Source organism: Paenibacillus sp. RC67, assembly GCF_030020805.1.
In the GTDB taxonomy this organism is placed as follows: Bacteria; Bacillota; Bacilli; order Paenibacillales; family NBRC-103111; genus Paenibacillus_S.
Genome location: NZ_CP125098.1, coordinates 2876559 through 2896395, shown reverse-complemented (window position 1 = coordinate 2896395; position 19837 = coordinate 2876559). Strand labels below are relative to the sequence as shown.

17 protein-coding genes are annotated in these 19837 nt (G+C 45.3%); all 17 read right to left on the bottom strand.

All coding sequences use genetic code 11. The features are described from left to right. Positions 1 to 20: 20 nt before the first annotated feature. Positions 21 to 1070 (bottom strand): polysaccharide deacetylase family protein, encoded by a 1050-nt coding sequence (locus tag QMA13_RS13200; protein ID WP_282941892.1) that lies wholly within the window; start codon positions 1068 to 1070, stop codon positions 21 to 23. A gap of 145 nt (positions 1071 to 1215) precedes the next feature. Beyond that, positions 1216 to 3318, bottom strand: a complete 2103-nt coding sequence (gene pnp, locus QMA13_RS13195; protein WP_282941890.1) for a polyribonucleotide nucleotidyltransferase — start codon at positions 3316 to 3318, stop codon at positions 1216 to 1218. Positions 3319 to 3394: 76 nt separating this feature from the next. Further along, the gene (locus tag QMA13_RS13190; RefSeq protein ID WP_282941888.1) at positions 3395 to 3571 is read right to left on the bottom strand and encodes a hypothetical protein; all 177 of its coding nucleotides are present in this window, start codon (positions 3569 to 3571) and stop codon (positions 3395 to 3397) included. Between the two features lie 5 nt (positions 3572 to 3576). Continuing rightward, positions 3577 to 3846, bottom strand: coding sequence for a 30S ribosomal protein S15 (rpsO, locus tag QMA13_RS13185; RefSeq protein ID WP_028550472.1), 270 nt, complete (start codon positions 3844 to 3846; stop codon positions 3577 to 3579). 155 nt (positions 3847 to 4001) lie between these two features. Then, the gene (locus QMA13_RS13180) at positions 4002 to 4952 is read right to left on the bottom strand and encodes a bifunctional riboflavin kinase/FAD synthetase (RefSeq protein WP_282941885.1); all 951 of its coding nucleotides are present in this window, start codon (positions 4950 to 4952) and stop codon (positions 4002 to 4004) included. Positions 4953 to 4989: 37 nt separating this feature from the next. Then, positions 4990 to 5916 (bottom strand): tRNA pseudouridine(55) synthase TruB, encoded by a 927-nt coding sequence (gene truB, locus QMA13_RS13175; protein ID WP_282941883.1) that lies wholly within the window; start codon positions 5914 to 5916, stop codon positions 4990 to 4992. Beyond that, on the bottom strand, positions 5913 to 6917 hold the full coding sequence (locus tag QMA13_RS13170; RefSeq protein WP_282941881.1) for a DHH family phosphoesterase: 1005 nt from the start codon (positions 6915 to 6917) through the stop codon (positions 5913 to 5915). Before QMA13_RS13170 ends, truB begins: the two co-directional genes overlap by 4 nt. Then, positions 6914 to 7270, bottom strand: coding sequence for a 30S ribosome-binding factor RbfA (rbfA, locus tag QMA13_RS13165; protein ID WP_282941879.1), 357 nt, complete (start codon positions 7268 to 7270; stop codon positions 6914 to 6916). The genes QMA13_RS13170 and rbfA overlap by 4 nt, the downstream gene beginning before the upstream one ends. 5 nt (positions 7271 to 7275) lie before the next feature. Next, entirely contained in the window at positions 7276 to 10104 is a 2829-nt protein-coding gene (gene infB, locus QMA13_RS13160) for a translation initiation factor IF-2 (RefSeq protein ID WP_282941877.1), read from the bottom strand. After that, on the bottom strand, positions 10097 to 10459 hold the full coding sequence (locus tag QMA13_RS13155; RefSeq protein WP_282941875.1) for a YlxQ family RNA-binding protein: 363 nt from the start codon (positions 10457 to 10459) through the stop codon (positions 10097 to 10099). The genes infB and QMA13_RS13155 overlap by 8 nt, the downstream gene beginning before the upstream one ends. After that, positions 10416 to 10727, bottom strand: a complete 312-nt coding sequence (gene rnpM / locus QMA13_RS13150) for an RNase P modulator RnpM (protein WP_028550466.1) — start codon at positions 10725 to 10727, stop codon at positions 10416 to 10418. The genes QMA13_RS13155 and rnpM overlap by 44 nt, the downstream gene beginning before the upstream one ends. 34 nt (positions 10728 to 10761) lie before the next feature. Continuing rightward, complete coding sequence (gene nusA, locus QMA13_RS13145; RefSeq protein WP_282941872.1) at positions 10762 to 11859, bottom strand: transcription termination factor NusA; 1098 nt, start codon at positions 11857 to 11859, stop codon at positions 10762 to 10764. Positions 11860 to 11898: 39 nt separating this feature from the next. Beyond that, positions 11899 to 12375: a ribosome maturation factor RimP gene (gene rimP / locus QMA13_RS13140; RefSeq protein ID WP_282941870.1), complete on the bottom strand. Its 477-nt coding sequence runs from the start codon at positions 12373 to 12375 to the stop codon at positions 11899 to 11901. A 165-nt stretch (positions 12376 to 12540) separates the two neighbouring features. After that, positions 12541 to 16845, bottom strand: coding sequence for a PolC-type DNA polymerase III (locus QMA13_RS13135; RefSeq protein WP_282941868.1), 4305 nt, complete (start codon positions 16843 to 16845; stop codon positions 12541 to 12543). 77 nt (positions 16846 to 16922) lie between these two features. After that, on the bottom strand, positions 16923 to 18161 hold the full coding sequence (gene proS, locus QMA13_RS13130; RefSeq protein ID WP_282943387.1) for a proline--tRNA ligase: 1239 nt from the start codon (positions 18159 to 18161) through the stop codon (positions 16923 to 16925). Next, on the bottom strand, positions 18077 to 18370 hold the full coding sequence (locus QMA13_RS13125) for a class-II aminoacyl-tRNA synthetase family protein (RefSeq protein WP_282941866.1): 294 nt from the start codon (positions 18368 to 18370) through the stop codon (positions 18077 to 18079). The genes proS and QMA13_RS13125 overlap by 85 nt, the downstream gene beginning before the upstream one ends. Before the next feature lie 110 nt (positions 18371 to 18480). Next, positions 18481 to 19734 carry an RIP metalloprotease RseP gene (gene rseP / locus QMA13_RS13120; RefSeq protein ID WP_282941864.1) on the bottom strand — a complete coding sequence of 418 codons (1254 nt, stop codon included), beginning with the start codon at positions 19732 to 19734 and terminating at the stop codon, positions 18481 to 18483. Positions 19735 to 19837 lie beyond the last annotated feature (103 nt).

The window sequence follows — 19837 nt, the reverse complement described above, 5'->3', positions numbered from 1 at the left end:
GTATCTTAATGATATTACCATTATTGTGGAGCAGACTCAACTTCAGGAACACGATTCGAAGAAATTAACTCGCTAACTGTGCCCAAAACAAGCCCCTTGCTTTTGATAACTTCAATCATTTGCTGAAGCGCATTGCTTGAGGATGCCGTAGGATGCATCAAAATTAAGGAGCCTGGTTCCACTCGAGTAGATATTTTGCGGACGATAGTCATAGGCTCAGGTTTTTGCCAATCTACAGTATCCAATGTCCAGAGAATCGTGTGCAGGTTGAGCCCATGAGCAATGTTCACCGTTTCTTGATCAAAATCACCAGATGGTGGAGCAAACAGCTTGTTTTGAACTCCTAACTCTTTCTCAAGCAAAAGCTGCGTCTTTGTTATCTCTTCAGAAGCTTTAGTACTCGACAGCTCGCTCATGTTTTTATGAGAATAAGCATGATTGGACAGTTCATGGCCTTTTTCTTTTATTCGGAGTGCCGTCGGAACGTTATTTTTTAACCAGCTTCCATCAAAAAAGAACGTTGCATGCACCCTCTCCTTTTCCAGCACATCGAGCATTTTATCTACATACTCATTACCCCAAGCAACATTAATCATCAAGGAGACCATGGGCTTATTCGGATTTCCTTTATAAATCGGTTGTGCCCCGAGCTGCTCCAATCCAATAGCAGGCTTGATCTCTTTGGTTACAATTTTCAGGTTGTCCGTATTCGGCTGCTGTTCGGTCAATGCAAGCGATTGCTCCATATCGACCTCAAGCCCGTTATAACCGGGAATCGCTTTCCACACGCGGTCTATCTTGGCATTGATCGGAGCCACATAGCGCTTCTGTGCTTCCAAGCGTATCCTCTCTTCAAGGACCTCGCGCCGCTCCTGCTGCTGTTTCTTCGTCCCGCCCCAAACGGATGCTGCCGCTGATGAAATATCCCATTGATGAGGAATAGACGCAGCGGACAATGCGTTTTGAAGCTTTGCATTTTGAACAAAGAGCTGGAGATTCTCAGACTGCTGTATACCCAAAAATACGGCTGCAAAAAGTCCGGACAATACTAACACCTGAACTCGTTTCATAACCTTGCTCCTGTCGTTAGATCGTTTGTCCCATTCATATGCCTTTTCGGACAAGATTATGACAGATTGAGTTACTTTATTTAGGCAAAACAAAAAGAGACAGACGACTCTGACTCTTTATCGTTCTTGCTATGGGTAAAGTACATTAGGATTGGGCAGGCACTTGCGCTGCCAGTACAGCTTTACGAGACAGGTTGACACGGCCTTGCTGATCGATTTCGGTCACTTTTACAGTAATGGTATCCCCTACTGCTACAACGTCCTCAACCTTAGCCACTCGCTCTGTAGAAAGCTGTGAAATGTGAACCAGACCTTCTTTGCCAGGTAAAATTTCTACGAAGGCTCCGAATTTCTCAACGCGCTTCACTGTACCTAGATACGTTTCTCCAACAACGACTTCTTTCACGATACCTTCAATAATTTGACGAGCTCTATCATTCATCTGCTCATTGGAAGATGCGATAAATACTCGGCCATCTTGTTCAATATCGATTTTCACGCCGGTTTCTTCAATAATCTTGTTAATGATTTTGCCACCTGCGCCGATAACGTCGCGGATTTTATCCGGATTGATATGCATGGTAAGAATTTTCGGTGCGTAAGGAGATAACTGCGACTTAGGCTGTTGAATTCGTTCGAGCATTTTACCCAAGATGTGCATACGGCCTGTTTTCGCTTGTTCTAACGCTTGTGTCAGAATGGCACGATCAATACCGTCAATTTTGATATCCATTTGAAGTGCTGTTACTCCACTTGCAGTACCTGCTACTTTAAAGTCCATATCACCGAGGTGGTCTTCCATACCTTGAATGTCCGTCAAAATTGAGAAATGCTCTCCATCCTTAATCAGACCCATGGCAACACCGGCTACAGGAGCTTTAATAGGAACACCCGCATCCATCATGGCCAATGTACTTGCGCAAATACTTGCCTGCGAAGTAGACCCATTGGATTCCAATACCTCGGATACAAGACGAATGGTGTATGGGAAATCGGTTTCCGAAGGTATAATTGGCTCAAGTGCACGCTCTCCCAATGCTCCGTGACCAATTTCGCGGCGGCCTGGAGGACGAAGCGGTCTTGCTTCCCCTACGCTGAACGGCGGGAAATTGTAATGATGCATGAAGCGTTTGGTTTCTTCCAGATCCAAGCCATCAAGAATTTGTACATCGCCCAAAGCGCCAAGAGTACAAATGCTTAATGCTTGTGTCTGACCACGAGTGAACAATCCAGACCCGTGAGTACGAGGAAGCAGATTGATGTCGCATTCTATCGGACGAATTTCGTCAAGTCCACGACCGTCTGGTCTTACTTTATCGTGAGTAATCAAACGACGAACTTCTTCTTTAACGATGTCATACAGAGTCTCTTTAACATCCTTCAGCTTCTCAGGAGTTTCCTCATATTGCACACTAAAATGCTCTACCGTTTCAGCATTGATAGCGTCAATAGCTTCTTGTCTTGCGTGCTTTTCCGCAATTTTAACAGCTTCAACCAAGCGATCTTGTGCGTACGCACGAACATCGCGATTAACATTCTCTTCTACGCTATGTAGCTTAACTTCCATCTTCGGCTTACCAGCAAGCTGGACCAATTCTTCTTGAGTAGCGACAATCTTGCGGATTTCGTCATGACCAAACATGATAGCTTCAAGCATAACTTCTTCCGGTACTTCATCGGCACCTGCTTCAACCATCATAATAGCGTCCTTGGTTCCTGCTACTACGAGATGAATATCGCTTTTCTCTGCTTGCTCCAAAGTAGGATTGATGACGAATTGTCCATCAACACGACCCACAATAACACCGCCAACGGGTCCGTTGAACGGAACGTCGGAGATGCTAAGCGCTGCGGAAACCCCTATCATCGCAGCAATCTCAGGCGAGCATTCTTGGTCTACGCTCATGACGATAGCAACGACTTGTACATCGTTACGGAATCCTTCAGGGAATAACGGACGAATCGGACGGTCTGTCAAACGGCTTGCAAGAATCGCCTTTTCACTTGGACGCCCTTCGCGTTTAATAAATCCCCCAGGGATTTTCCCTACTGAATACAGACGCTCTTCATAGTTCACAGTCAAAGGAAAGAAATCAAGATCCTTTGGCTCCGCCGAAGCCGTAACGGTACAAAGCACTACCGTATCCCCGTAACGTACGGTTACAGCAGCATTCGCCTGTTTAGCTAAACGACCGGTTTCAAGAATGAACGGACGTCCGCCCAAATCCATTTGTACTCTTTTTTCCATAAAATCCTCCTAAGAGTTTCTGCTAAGAAACTTTCTACGTAAGCGATAGCTTCCGTTCAACTAAGAAACTTTCTTCCTACACGCTGCTGAATGGTTCTACTAACACTTCTTCATAATGCCTAGTATTTCCTTCTTTTTCGAAATAAATCTCGCTGCTGCTAAAAGAAACATACGAAAAAGCAACCGCGCTGCCTCTGTCCAAGCCCAAACTGGACTCGAACAGCAGACAACCGTGGTTGCTCCTTGAAGTCATTCCTATTATCTACGAAGACCAAGCTTCTCGATAAGGGCGCTGTAACGTTTAACGTCTTTGTTTTTCAAATAAGTTAAAAGTTTACGGCGTTGACCTACCATTTTCAAAAGACCGCGACGAGAATGGTGATCCTTCTTGTGCGTTTTCAAATGGCCAGTCAAGTTCACAATATTTTCAGTAAGAATTGCGATTTGCACTTCAGGAGATCCTGTATCGGACTCATGAGTTTTGTGCGTTTGGATCAACTCTTGCTTACGCTCTTGTGTCAATGCCATTGTTCATTCACCTCCATCATTGGATATCCCCTATGGCCCAGAGAGCGCCGGAGTACTCGATTCTCCATGCCATGGTTCATGCCGAACCCCTAGTGGTTCGACAACGTTTTATAGTATAGCACAGGTGTACTATAAAAGTAAAATAGAGAAAAGAATTATTGTTCGTTTTGCGTTAAAATGGTTCGGGCCTTGTCTGCATCCGTACGAATTTGGGTAACCAATTCATCCACTGACCCGAATTTTCGTTCGGGACGAAGAAAGGTAATAAACTCTACAGAAACTGCGCTTCCGTAAATCGAACGGGAGAAATCAAACAGATGGGCTTCCAACGTAGGCTTTTCCAAATCCTCAACAAACGTAGGCTTCTTTCCTACATTCATTACTGCGTTATAAACTTCGCCATCCACAGTAACCTTAACGGCATATACGCCTAGCGCCGGAATGACAAAGGATTCCGACATTTCAATATTAGCCGTTGGAAAACCAATCGTACGGCCTCGACCATCACCTGTGACAACAGTTCCTGTGATGGTGTAAGGACGTCCCAGCAGGCGGTTAGCTTCTTCTAATTTTGCATTTTGCAGACACTCTCGGACAAGCGTGCTGCTTACCTTGCAGCCATTTAGCTGAAACGGTCTTATCACTTCTACTGCAAACCGTCCAGCTGCAAGCTCGCATAATGTATCTGGTGTTCCAGCACCTCGAAAGCCAAAGGTGAAATCAAAACCTACGATCACGGTGTTCACATTCATAGGAATCAACATATTCTCAACAAATTCTTCGGGTGTCACCTTCATAAAATCGGAGTCAAAAGCTATAAGATAGCTTTTATCCAATCCCATTTCGGAAAGCACCTGCTCCTTTTGCTTGGAAGGAGTAAGCAGTTGAGTATATTTTTGTTGTCCCAGCACTTCTTTGGGATGCGGATGAAATGTCATGATCGAAGCGGGAATGTGCATTCGTTGTGCCGTCTGCAGCGCCCGTCTGATCACTTCCTGATGACCGAGATGAATCCCGTCAAATTCCCCGATCGCCAGCACTTGCGGCCCCATCGCTTTCGTATCTTTACCTTCAACTATGGGGTAGTTCAAATGTATAGATTGCATCGAATATGTCACCTGCATTCTTTTCAGACGAAGCTTGCTACGAAAATACTTTAACAGGCTGCAGTTCCCGTTTATCGCGATCCCATTGAAATATCCCAATAAATTGAGAGGTTTCACTATACACCGCATAATTAAGCTCGGCAGCGTCCATCAAAGCCGTCTGCTCCGAAGGAGTCAAGGTCAGTTTTTGCCCAAGCAAAGCCTTGCGAGTCTGCTCTTCACTCAAACGCACCGTAGGCATGTGAGCTAATGCAATCTCGGCAGGAATCAGCTTGTCCGATACCCCACCCTGCTGTTGAAGCAGCTCCAGCTGCTCCAAGGTAAGGCATTGCTCCCGTCCCATGCTGCCTGTGGAAGTACGCACTAGCTCCGACATCACTGCCGGATATCCGAGTGCTTTTCCTACGTCCACACATAAAGTGCGGATATAGGTTCCTTTGGAGCATTGCACACGGAAGCGAATTTCCGGGTGGTCCATAGTAAGATCCATATCCAGGATCTCAATATTGTATATTGTCACCTTACGTGATTTGCGCTCTACTTCAATCCCTTGACGGGCTAACTCATATAGGCGCTTACCATCCACTTTAACTGCCGAGTACATGGGTGGGACTTGCTCGATGTCACCAACAAAGGATTCCAGTGTTTCTCGCACTTGAGCTTCTGTCAAATGAACTTGATCCACTTGTTCAATCACTTGACCGCCAGCATCTTCCGTGTCGGTAGCAAGTCCGATTTTCAAGGTAGCCTCGTACTCCTTAGGAAGCTCCTGGATATACTCTACAAGCCTCGTTGCCCGCCCTATGCAAAGCGGTAGTACGCCGGTTACCTGAGGATCCAAGGTACCCGTGTGACCGATTCTTTTAATTCGAAGAATACGCCTGGCTTTGGCCACCACATCATGGGATGTAAATCCAACAGGCTTCCAAATAGGGAGTATTCCTTCCAACATTTCATTTGTCATGCAAGCGCCAAACCTACTTCCTTAACGACACGTTCAATAGCTTCGTTCAATGTTCCTTTAACGGCACATCCTGCTGCTCGCATATGACCTCCGCCGCCAAACGATTTGGCAACTTGAGCGACATCCACTTTTCCATTGGAGCGCAAGCTCACCTTCACGATATCTTCCCGTTCCTTGAACAAAATGCCAACCTCTACACCCTCTACATTTCTAGGGTAGTTGACCAATCCGTCCAAATCCTCATTGCTCGCACCGCTCTGCTCAAGCTCCGATAAAGTAACGGAAACCCAAGCCACTTGGTTTTGATGAGCAAAGGATAACGTAGACAAGCTGCTTTTAATGAGTGAGATTTGTGGATGCGACAGCTTCTCCAACAAATGCTCAGCCAGTTCATGGCCTTTAACTCCACGCTGCAGCATATCCGCTGCAATGCGCATCACCTTAGGTGAGGCATTGGAGTAGCGGAATCCGCCCGTATCTGTCAACAATCCCGAATAAATGCAGACATTAAGCTCATGTGTAAAAGGAATATCCATTGCAGAACACAGATCGTATAATACTTCAACCGTTGCCGCGGCATCATCTACTACAAGATTGCAGCTGCCAAAGCGATCGTTCGTTGCGTGATGATCAATATTCAGCAATTGTACACCCTCAGCAAACAGCTTGCTGACGCTGCCCATTCGGGAAAAGTCAGCACAATCCACACTAATAACATGTGTAAATTGATCTTTCATCGTACTTGCAGAAGCTTCGTAATCGATAATCGGCAGCTTCCCGGCAGCCATATACCTGTATTTCTCAGGCATGCTGCCTTCGTTGATAAGAGTGAACTTTTTGCCTAAAGAGGTCAGCAACCATCCTACGGCAAATGTAGAGCCGGCGGCATCCCCATCCGGATGAATATGGGATACCACCAGAAAATCATCATTAGCATGAATGAAGTGTGCTGCTGCATTCAATTGAACAGCATAATCATCCTGCTTGGAAAATGCCGTCATGGTTGCGCATTCTCCCCATTGATTTGGCTCAACAATTTCTCGATATGACTACCATAATCGATAGATGCATCGAAACGGAAGATCAGATCTGGAATTTTGCGCAAGCGAATTCTTTTGCCAAGCTCCGAACGAATAAACCCGCTTCCGCGACCCAGCGCTTTAAGCGTTTCTTCCTTTTGCTCGTCCGTACCCAAAACACTCAGGTAAATCTTGGCTTGAGACAAATCATTCGTTACCTCAACACCTGTAACCGTAATAAATCCGATACGAGGGTCTTTCAGCTCTGACTGAATGATTTGACTTAGTTCTTTTTTAATTTGTTCTCCGACTCTACCTACGCGAATGCGCGCCATTCAAATCACCTCTCAACAGTCTCCATTACGAAGGCTTCGATAATATCCCCTTCTTTAATATCGTTGTATTTTTCTAGAGATATACCACATTCGTAACCTTGAGCCACTTCCTTGGCATCGTCCTTGAAACGTTTGAGGGAATCGATATTGCCTTCGAACACTACGATTCCGCTGCGGATCAGACGCATTTTGGCATTGCGGGCAATTTTACCGGAAATGACCATGCAACCAGCAATAACGCCGATTTTGGAGACTTTGAAGATGTTACGGACTTCAGCTTGCCCGATAACCACTTCTTTAAAGACAGGATCAAGCATCCCTTTCATGGCTTGCTCGATTTCTTCGATAACTTTGTAAATGATACTATGCAGACGAATGTCCACTTTCTCTTGATCCGCAGTGTTTTTAGCTTGCGGCTCAGGGCGAACATTAAAGCCGATAACGATAGCATTAGATGCTGAAGCCAAAATTACGTCGGATTCAGTAATCGCGCCTACGCCGTTATGCAAGATTTTAACGCGAACGCCTTCGATATCGATTTTCTCAAGAGAACCGCGCAGCGCTTCAACCGATCCTTGAACGTCCCCTTTAATGATCACGTTCAAATCTTTGATTTCGCCGTCTTTAATATGTTTATACAGATCGTCCAAGGTTACGCGAACATTCGCTCCCATTTCCGATTGTCTCAAGGTAATAGCACGTTTTTCGGCAATAGCTCTTGCTTTACGTTCGTCCTCGAAACAAATGAACGGATCGCCTGCTTGAGGAACTTCGGTCAAGCCCGTAATTTCTACAGGAGTAGATGGACCCGCTTCCTTCAGCTTTTTACCTTTGTCATTGACCATAGCGCGAACGCGGCCAAAGCATACGCCGGCTACGAAGCTGTCTCCAACTTTAAGCGTACCATGCTGAATAAGAACGCGTGCAACCGGACCTTTACCTTTGTCCAGCTCCGCTTCAATAACGGTACCTCTAGCACGTTTATTCGGGTTCGCTTTAAGCTCTTGAACCTCGGCTACAAGCAGAATCATATCAAGCAGGTTTTCAAGCCCGATGCGCTGTTTTGCGGAAATGTTGCAGAAGATAGTATCTCCGCCCCATTCTTCAGGTACCAGTTCATACTCGGTAAGCTCTTGCTTGATTTTATCCGGATTAGAGTCCGGTTTATCTACCTTGTTAACCGCTACGATAATAGGTACTTTTGCCGCTTTAGCATGGTTAATCGCTTCAACGGTTTGTGGCATAACGCCGTCGTCTGCTGCAACTACGATGATCGTGATGTCAGTTACTTGCGCGCCGCGGGCACGCATCGATGTGAACGCCTCGTGACCAGGAGTATCCAGGAACGTAATTTTCTTGTTGTGAATTTCTACTTGGTACGCACCGATATGCTGGGTAATTCCCCCTGCTTCACCTTCGGTTACACTCGTTTTGCGAATCGCATCAAGCAATGTCGTTTTACCATGGTCAACGTGACCCATAATCGTAACAACCGGAGGACGTTCAAGCAGATCTGCTTCATCGTCTTTCTCTTCGAATTGCTCGAACTTGTCTTCCTCAACCGGAATTTTCAGTTCAACCTCAACGTTATAATCACCTGCGAGCAGTTGAATTGCGTCCAGATCAAGCTCTTGGTTGATCGTTGCCATAGTGCCCAAGAACAACAGCTTTTTAATAACTTCCGAAGCATCCTTATGCAGAGCTTTAGCCAGTTCGCCAACCGTCATCGTACCGCGTACGATAATTTTCTTAGGGGTGTTATCCACTTTTTCTTTCTTAACTGGTTCTTGTTGGTATCTGCCTCGTTGATTGCGGTTATTTCCTCTGTTGTTTTGCGGTCCTCTGGAAGAACTTACTTTATTATCATCAAAACGTTTTTGATTCGGTTTGGTCTTCTTAGTCGTCTTACCTTTGCTCGCTGCATCATCTTGGTCCACATCTACAGGTGTATTAGACCTCGCAGGCCCAGCACCAACGGACTTGTTAAACGAGTTGGAAGCTCCTTGACCAGCACCCCGTTGCTCGAACGGCTTGCGTTGCTCGAACCCGCCTTGCGGACGAGCTGGACGTTGGTCTCCGGAACGGTTACCGTTGTTGTTACTGCTCGGTGCACCAGTGCGATTGCCTTGTCCTTGGCTGTAGCCACCGCTTGGACGGCTTTGGCCTTGACCACCCTGGCCTCCGCCTTGTTGACCGCCACGGTTCTGGTTGTAGCCTCCGCCTTGTTGACTTCCACCACGGTTTTGATTATAGCTTCCGCCTTGTTGGTTGCCGCTGCGCTGCTGGTTGTTATACCCGCCGCCCTGGGAGCCTTGTCCTTGCGGTCTGCGATCACCATATTGCCCACGATTACCGCCACCTTGACCTTGTTGGTCAGGTCTACGGTCGCCTGTGCGTGGTCCGCTGTTGGATTGGCCAGAGCTTTGACCGTGCTGACTGCCACTAGGTCTTTGTTGATTGCTCGATTGGCCTTGTGGATTACTCGACTGGCCTTGTGGAGCTTGAGGCTTAGTTTCTGTTTTAGGCTGTTGTCCAGCTTGCGTTTGTGCTTGTGCGTTTGCGTCTTTGTTCACTGTATTTGTACTCGTATTCGTACTGATAGAAGCATTCCCCGTTTCATTAGTTCCTCGTTTGGCTGCTGCATTTGCTTTTACATCTTTAAAAAATTTTTCCACACTCTCCACTGTATCGTTCTCCATTACGCTCATATGATTGTTAACCGGAATACTTAATCTTTTAAGGATGGTAATGATCTCTTTACTGCTCATATTTAAAGACTTGGCATATTCATATACTCTGAGTTTATTATCCTTATTATTCTCTTGTTTACTCAATACTGTCCACCTCCGTACGATTTTCCAGACTCTTCTTCAGCATTTTCGCAAATCCAGCATCGATTACGGCTATAACAACCCGCGTTTCTTTTCCGATACTTGCTCCTAATTGCTCACGGCTGCCGTACTGATGTAGGGGAACCCGATACGTACTGCATTTATCGCTCACTTTTTTCAAAGTGTTGGGGGAGGCATCTTCCGCTACAATAACTAACTTGGCTTCGCCCTTACGAACAGAATCAATGACGGAGTCTTCCCCCGTAATCACCTTGCCTGCTCTCATGGCCAATCCCAGGTGGTTAAACCATTTATTATTCATCATCCACCGCCGCTTCTTTGCCAGCAATGAACTCATCTTCTACTTTAATGAAATCCTGTTCCAAGGCATCGTAAATCTCTGCGCTGACCGAATGCTTCAACGCACGGTCCAATGCTCGGCTCTTTTTGGCCAATCTGAAGCAAGACAGCTTTCCACACAAATAAGCTCCACGTCCCGCTTTTTTACCCGTTAAGTCGATGATGATTTCGTCATTCGGTGTTTTCACGACACGAATCAGTTCTTTTTTGGGCATCATTTGCTGGCATGCTACACATTTGCGAAGAGGGATTTTCTTTTGCTTCATCTTAGATCACCTTCTACTTTGTCAGCTGCTTACACTAATCAATACTGACCGAATCCTGGTGCATTTCCTCGGTGTACGTTTTAGGACGGCCGTATTCTTGTTCTGCTTGAGTCTCGCTTTTGATATCAATTTTCCAGCCAGTCAGCTTCGCAGCTAATCTAGCGTTTTGCCCTTTTATCCCGATAGCAAGAGAGAGCTGATAATCAGGTACGATAACACGAGCCATTTTCTCGTTCTCAAATACATTCACTTCAAGCACCTTGGAAGGACTGAGTGCGTTAGCTACGTATTCATCCACATTTTCGACCCAACGCACGATATCGATCTTCTCGCCTTTTAGCTCGTTAACGATCGTTTGAACGCGCATTCCTTTAGGTCCCACACAAGAGCCGACTGGATCCACTTCCGCATTGCGTGAAAAAACAGCAATTTTGGAACGAAACCCGGCTTCGCGCGCAACGGAACGAATCTCAACGACACCGTCGAAAATTTCCGGTACTTCAAGCTCGAATAAACGTTTTAAAAGACCCGGGTGCGTACGCGACAAAATAATTTGTGGGCCTTTAGTCGTATTTTCAACTTTAGTAATATAAGCTTTGACGCGGTCGCTTTGTTTAAACTTATCTGTCGGCATAAGCTCGGTTAAAGGCAGCGCCGCTTCGATTTTGCCCAAATCGATATAAATATTGCGCAAATCCTGTCTTTGCACAATACCGGTCACAATATCCTCTTCTTTATCGACAAAGGCGTTATAAATCAATCCGCGCTCCGCTTCGCGAATGCGCTGAGTAACGACCTGCTTAGCTGTCTGTGCTGCGATACGACCAAAATCTCTAGGTGTAACCTCAATTTCAACAATATCGTTCAGTTGATAATTTTGGTTTATTTCACGAGCCGCAAACAGCGAAATTTCCAAACGAGGGTCCAAAACATCCTCTACCACCGTTTTACGAGCATACACTTTAATCAATCCGGTGTGACGGTTAATGTCCACGCGAACGTTTTGTGCAGTATTAAAATTACGTTTATAGCTGGAGATCAGTGCCGCTTCAATAGCATCAATCAGCACTTCTTTGGCGATTCCTTTTTCCCTTTCGATTTCCAACAATGCTTCAATAAAATCCATATTCATTTGAACGGAGCTCCCCCTCTCATAAAATCCACCACTGTTTTAGAACACGATAGCCAGTCTAGCGCTAGCTACTTTATTGTACGGAATCTCGTGTTTTTTCTTTCCGATCTCTACGACCACGGTTTGCTCGTCAAATGACAGCAGCGTACCTTCGAACTCTTTTAGCCCGTCTAGTGGCTCATAGGTAGTAACAAACACATGTTGTCCTACTGCTTTATAATAATCCTGCACCTTTTTCAACGGACGCTCGGCCCCTGGAGAGGATACTTCCAAGAAGTAAGCTGTAGGAATCGGATCATTTTCATCCAATTTTTCACTAAGGAATTCACTAATTCGGCCGCAATCGTCGATATCGATGCCGCCTTCTTTGTCTACATAAACTCGCAGAAACCAATTGCTGCCTTCTTTTACATACTCAACATCCACTAATTCAAAGCTGTTTTCGTCCAAAAAAGGCTGAAGAAGTGATTCAACTATAGGTTTAATTTGCGAAATCAACCTGCAACCTCCTATCATCAAATGGAAAGCCTAATGCTTTCATCTCTGTAACAAAATGTAAAGAGTGGGTTTCCCCACTCTCTAAGATCCGAACTTATAACGGTTGTTACCAAAGAAGATTATACCATAAGCCTTATAGGTATGCAATATGAGGACGGCTTGCTTCATTGAAAGATACAATGCCTAGAAAAGCGAAAGTTGGTTGGATTCCGGCAAACCGCGGAAGCAGCCCATGGAGCCTAACAGCTCAACAATCGTTTTTGATGCTTTACTACGTGTTTGGAAGTCTTCTATTGAGAGAAATGGTCCGCCATCTTTAGCAGCGGCAATATTTTTAGCGGCATTCACCCCTATCCCCCCAATAGCGGAGAATGGAGGAATCAATGAATCGCCATCAACCAAAAATTTAGTTGCATCTGATTTATACAGATCGATACTTTTGAAAGAGAACCCTCTTGCCGTCATTTCAAGAGCCATTTCAAGGATTGAGATCATTGCCTTTTCTTTAGGAGTCGCCTGGAATGCTTTCTCCTCAATTTCGATCAACCTGCGGAGTATCGCATCATAGCCTTGGCAGAGCAAATCAAGCTCGAAGTCCTCCGCACGAACCGTGTAATAGGTCGCATAGTAAGCAATCGGATGGTACAGTTTAAAGTAAGCGGTGCGAACCGCAGATATAACATATGCAGCAGCATGCGCCTTCGGAAACATGTACTCGATCCTCTCGCAAGACTCGATGTACCATGCAGGTACTTTATGCTTCTTCATATCTTCTTTCCACTCCGGGGTCAAACCTTTACCTTTACGAACGCTCTCCGTAATTTTAAAAGCGAGTCCTGCATCCATACCCGCCTTATAGATCAAGTAGAGCATGATCTCATCACGACAACCAATAACGGTCTTGATCGTGCATGTGCCTTTCTTAATTAGTTCCTGCGCATTGCCTAGCCAAACACCTGTTCCGTGTGACAATCCGGATATTTGGAGTAAGTCGGCAAAAGACGAAGGTTGCGTCTCATCAAGCATTTGACGAACAAATTTTGTCCCCATTTCGGGTACGCCATAAGTCGCAACTGTGCTGCGTATTTGCTGTGGGGAGACACCCAGCGATTTAGTTGAGTTAAACATGCTCATAACCTTCGGATCATTCATAGGAATTGTCGTAGGATCGACACCCGTCAAATCCTGAAGCATCCGCATCATGGTCGGATCATCATGACCGAGTATATCGAGCTTCAACAAGTTCGCATCAAAAGCATGGTAGTCAAAGTGTGTTGTCTTCCACTCAGCATTCACATCATCCGCAGGGAATTGAACTGGAGTTATGTCATCTACGTCAATATAGTCCGGCACAACGACGATACCGCCGGGATGCTGTCCTGTACTTCTTTTTACCCCGGTACAACCGGAAGCAAGTCTGCTTACTTCTGCCCCGCGCCATTTTTTTCCCTGTTCCTCTTCAAACTTCTTCACATAACCAAAAGCAGTTTTTTCGGCAATCGTACCGATGGTTCCTGCCCGGAATACATTTTTAGGCCCAAACAGTTCCTTCGTATAGTTATGAGCAACAGGCTGATATTCACCGGAGAAATTCAAGTCTATATCGGGAACCTTGTCCCCTTTAAAGCCAAGGAACGTTTCAAAAGGAATATCCTGGCCTTCTCCCTTGAGTTTACTGCCGCAATTCGGACAATCCTTGTCTGGAAGATCAAATCCGCTTGGAATGCTTCCGTCGAGGATCCATTCATTATACTGGCAGGACCGACAAACATAATGCGGAGGCAGCGGATTAACTTCGGAAATGCCAAGGAAAGTTGCAACGACAGACGAACCTACTGAACCACGGGAACCTACCAAATAACCGTCTTGGTTGGATTTCTTAACAAGACGCTCTGAAACTAAATAGTTCGCCGAGAACTCGTATTTGATAATAGGTACTAGTTCCTTTTCCAATCGTGCCGTGACTACTTCCGGAATCGGTTCACCGTAAATACGTTTGGCCGTGTCATAGCATTTGGTTCGGATTTCTTCATCCGCTCCATCAATGATCGGAGCAAATAATTTATCCGGGAACAACTCCAATTCCTCGAACTGATCAGCCAGGTCGCTCGTATTTTTCACTACGACATCGAACGCGGTTTCTTCACCTAGAAACTGAAATTCTGCCAGCATTTCTTTCGTTGTTCTGAAGTGTACATCCGGCTTTTTCATATCCTTCAATGGGCTAAAACCGGTAATACCATTAATTGTAATATCGCGGCAAATTTTATCACGAGGCTGCAAATAGTGAACATTTCCGGTTGCAATAACCGGTTTATTCAGCTTGCGTCCGATATCCAGCACTCTTCGGGTGGCACCTTCCAACTGTTCCTTACTCCCTACAAGGCCTTTATCCACCAAATGCATATTAACCCCTGTAGGTTGAATTTCCAGTATGTCGTAAAATTGCGCAACTTCCTCTGCCTCTTCCACGGACTTGTTCAATACGGCTTCAAAGAACTCGCCTTTCTCACAGCCTGAAGTGATAATTAATCCTTCCCTCATGCTAGCAAGCAAACTCTTGGGAATACATGCCACTCTATGAAAATATTCGGTATGAGATAAGGAAACCAAGGTATATAAATTTTTCTTACCAATCATGTTCGTAGCATAAATGCAGCAATGGAACGGCCGGGTATTTTTCAAATTTTTGCCGACATTATCATTCAAACGTTCCAAATCGGTAATACCGCGTTCATTTGCCTCTTTGATAAGATGAAATAATATATAGCCCAGTGCAATAGAGTCGTCAATCGCACGGTGATGATTATCAAGACCGACTTTGAATTTATCAGCAAGAGTATTCAGTCGGTGATTTTTCATTGTAGGGAATAAAAGTCTTGCCAGCTCTAATGTATCAAGAGAAGGGTTTGTAACAACCGGTAGCCCTAGCTGCTTGCAATTGGCCTGAATAAAGCCCATATCGAATCTCGCGTTGTGCGCTACAAGTACGCAGTCACCGACAAAATCGATGAATTTGGGAAGCATCTCTGTAAGTTCAGGCGCATCCTTCACCATATCGTCCGTAATATTAGTCAACTGTTGAATGTTGTAGGGTATGCGCTCGTGAGGATTGATGAATGTAGCAAAACGATCAACCTCTTTGCCATCCTTCATTTTCACACCGGCAATTTCAATAATTCGGTTGTTGACAATTGACAATCCCGTCGTCTCGATGTCGAAAATAACGTATTCGATATCTTTCAATTCCATCGATCGTGCGTTCTCAACTACAGGCACTCCATCGTTAACTACATTGGCTTCAAGACCATAAATCATTTTAATCCCATGCTTCTTCGCTGCCTTGTTTGCATCGGGATAGCATTGAATACCACTATGATCGGTAACCGCAATGGCCTTATGTCCCCATTTGGCCGCCATTTTGACATATTGATCAATCGGCGTAATAGCGTCCATGGTACTCATCGTCGTATGCAGATGAAACTCAACCCGCTTTTCCGCTGCATCGTCTTTACGATCCGGAGGTGCCATCACTTCATTGACATCATTCGGGATCAAGACCAGCTCAGGAATTTGCATAAATCGGTCATATTCCACTTTTCCGCGGACTTTAACCCATGTCCCATTTTGAATCAAACTAAAAATTTTAACGTCCTCTTTTGTTTTCGCGAACGCTTTGATCATCATCGAATCGGTAAAGTCTGTTATATTAAACGTAAACAAGGTGCTGCCGTTTCTTAGCTCCTTCATATCCAATCCAAATACGGCGCCCTGCAGCGTAACTTTCTTTTCTTCATCTTGAATCATCTGAATCGGTACCGGAGGGTCTTTAATCTCATAACCCACCATAAGTTTAAGATCAGCTTCAGGAAGAGATTCCGATTCCTCTACTTCGATTGAAGTCATAATCTCTTGTGTAACAACCTTCTCTTCTTCTTCAATCTTCTTGGCGAATTTCTCGAATTCAGCTTCCCGATTCTCATCCACCGCATAACGAACCTGGAACTCTACTCCAAAAAAATCGGAGAAATACGTTTGGACCCACTGACCGATATTTTTCTTCTTAGCAAGCTCCAGACCTATGGAATCCAGCAGCATAAGGGTTAGTTGGTGCCCCTGCACATCAATCTTAGCTCTGCTCATCCAGCCATTCACCGATGTTGCTTCCCGCTGCACCCATTCGATAAACATTCCCCAATATTCTCGAGCTACTAGGGCCGGTTCAACCTCGTCCGTATATTTCAACATAAACTTAGTCGCAGCAATATGAGCGAACTTGTCCCGGATCATTTTGCAAAAAGCTCGATAAACATCATGGGGAACGATCGTGCTTTTCACGATATAAAACGTCCATTCCCTATTCTTGCGGGTTGTTTCGACTCTATCGATATATCCATCCTGAAAAAAAGAGTTCACTACATCCGCAGGCACATGGGCCTGCTGCATCAGCATTTCAAATCGTTCTCTTTTCACTGCCGTACTGCTCATGAACTTCCTCCCCCGTAAAACATACAAAGGGCAAACAGGAGATGTTGCTTTCCGATTTGCCCTTAATATCCTTGCAATTAATACGCTCTACCAAATACGACGGTATGTTTGGCTGCTTCTCCGCAAGCTATACACGTAGTCTTATGCTCACCCGGTTCAAACGGGATATTGCGGCTTGTTGCGCCTGTTTCTTCCTTAACCTGTGCTTCACAAGCATCTGACCCACACCATCCTGCAAGGGCAAAACCGCGCTTTTGCTCCAGGAACGATTTGAATTCATCTAGACTATCCACCGAGGTGAAATTCTCGTCACGGAACTGCTTAGCTCTATCATACATTTGTTGATGGATTTCTGCCAGCATATTTTGCACTTCTTCGACAAAATGATCCTGCTGCACCACTCGTTTTTCCCCGGAAATTCTCGAAACAAGTACAACTTGGCCGTTTTCCATATCACGAGGGCCGAGTTCAACACGAATCGGAACGCCGCGCATCTCATACTCATTGAACTTCCAACCTGGACTTTGATCTGGACGATCGTCTACTTTAACGCGAACGCCAGCTTGTTTCAACTGAGCATATAATTCGTCCACACGTCCAACGACTTGCTCTCTCGTTTTAGGAGGGCCGATTGGAATCATGATAACCTGCGTTGGAGCAACCTTAGGAGGTAAAGCCAAACCTCTGTCGTCTCCGTGCACCATAATCAAGGCACCGATAAGACGGGTACTTACGCCCCAAGACGTCGTATGGCAAAATGTATGCTGGTTCTCGCGATCCAAGTATTTAATATCGAACGCTACCGCAAAGTTGGTACCCAAGTAGTGAGAAGTTCCCGCTTGTACTGCTTTGCCGTCCTTCATCATCGCTTCGATAGAATAAGTGTCCACTGCACCGGCAAACTTCTCCGATGGAGTCTTTTGTCCCACGATAACTGGAATAGCAAGGAAGTTTTCGGCAAAATCACGATACGTTTCTAGCATTTGCATTGTTTCGCGACGCGCATCCGCTTCGTCTTCATGTGCCGTGTGGCCTTCCTGCCACAAAAACTCGCTTGTCCGCAGGAACGGCTGAGTCCGTTTTTCCCAACGAACGACGTTAGCCCATTGATTAATCAACAGCGGAAGATCACGATAAGAGTTAATCCATTCCGAGTACATGTGACCGATCATGGTCTCCGAAGTCGGACGAATAGCAAGACGTTCCTCCAGCTTTTCGCCGCCTGCTTCCGTTACCCAAGGCAGTTCAGGGTTAAAGCCCTCGACATGCTCTTTCTCTTTTGAAAAAAGCTTTCTGGGATGAAAATAGGAAAATATGCATTGCGGTGACCTGTTTCTTTGAATCTGGCATCTAATTCCCGTTGGATATTTTCCCAGATTTCGTAGCTGTCAGGTTTAAATACAATACATCCACGGACGGGAGAGTAGCTCATCAGATCCGCTTTTTTAATGACATCAATATACCATCTGGAGAAATCCTCGCTTTGAGGGGTGATCTCCTTTACAAACTGCTTGTCTTTGGACATTTGGATGTGTCTCTCCTTCTACAAGCTTTGCTTCTGCAAAGCTACTTCGTAAGCATAATTTAAAACAGAAACATAGCCCTGCATCAGCAAGGCTATGACTTTAGCGTAAACTAGCCTTTAATCAGTCGTAAAATATCGTTATAGGTCACGGCAATCATGAGCAGCATCAGCATCGCGAACCCGACAAAGTGCACTATACTTTCTCTTCCCGGGTCTACCGGTTTACCGCGGAGCGCTTCAAAGCCTAAGAACACTAATCGGCTGCCATCGAGTGCAGGGAACGGCAGCAAGTTAAACATGCCGAGGTATAAGCTCATTATAGCCGCCCAGAACGTATATTGAGGCAAACCTGCGCTGGCTTGCTCACTAGTGAATTCCACTATACGGACAGGTCCGCCCAGATCGTCCATTTTCACCTGCAGAGTGACAAGTTTCCCGAAGCTGTCCAGTATAGAGACTGTGGCCGCTGATAAACTGCTCCATCCGTTACTCACTGCATCTGTAAACGAAGCTTTTCGGTTCTCCGAGATAAGGCTTACTCCTACTAGCCCGCCACCCTTATCTTCCGGAGTCACTTCTTTGCGGATCTGCTCCTTATTACGTTCAATAATCCAAATCATTTGCTTATTGACCGACTGCTTGATTAAGGAAGTCAATTTGTTGCGGTCAGATCCAATCGGCTCATTATTGACCGAAATAATAATGTCATTTGCCACAAGTCCCGCTTTTTCCGCAGGTGAGCCTGCAACGGTACTTTGAATTTTCACTTTATCCGGCACGCCTGCCATGAATGCAACAGTAATGAACAAAACTAACGCCAAAATAAAATTCATCAACGGACCAGCAAAAATAGACATTGCACGCTGTCCAACTGTCTTACTGCCGAATTGGCGGTCCCAAGGTGCGATTTGAGTTTCTTTGTCTTTACTCACCATCATCGCTTGAGGGTGCACGGAAAACTGTTTAATTTCTCCATCCATATCCAGCTTAATGAAGAGACGACGTTCCAGGTCGATATCCTCAACAATACCAACAACGGAATCGGAGCGATCATCAAAATCATTCAAATAAATATGGGTCACTTCATTACCATTCAGTGCCAAGGCAAGACGCTGTCCCGGATTGATTTGTACAATTTCAGGATCTTCTCCCGCCATACGGACGAATCCGCCGATAGGCAGCAAACGTAGCGTATAGCGAGTCTCCCCTTTTTTAAAGGAAAGCAGCTTGGGTCCAAAACCGATGGCAAATTCCCTTACCAGGATGCCAGCTCTTTTGGCAAAATAAAAATGTCCCCACTCATGTATCGTCACCAGTACAAAAAATAACAGAACAATTTGAAACGCAATTTGCAATGTAGCCAAATCGAACGTCCTCCCTTTAAGCATCGCGATTAGTCAAAGACCAGTTCCATGGTTGGGCTCATACTTTTCATTAAGATTAACATTATTTGCGATATGAATACAA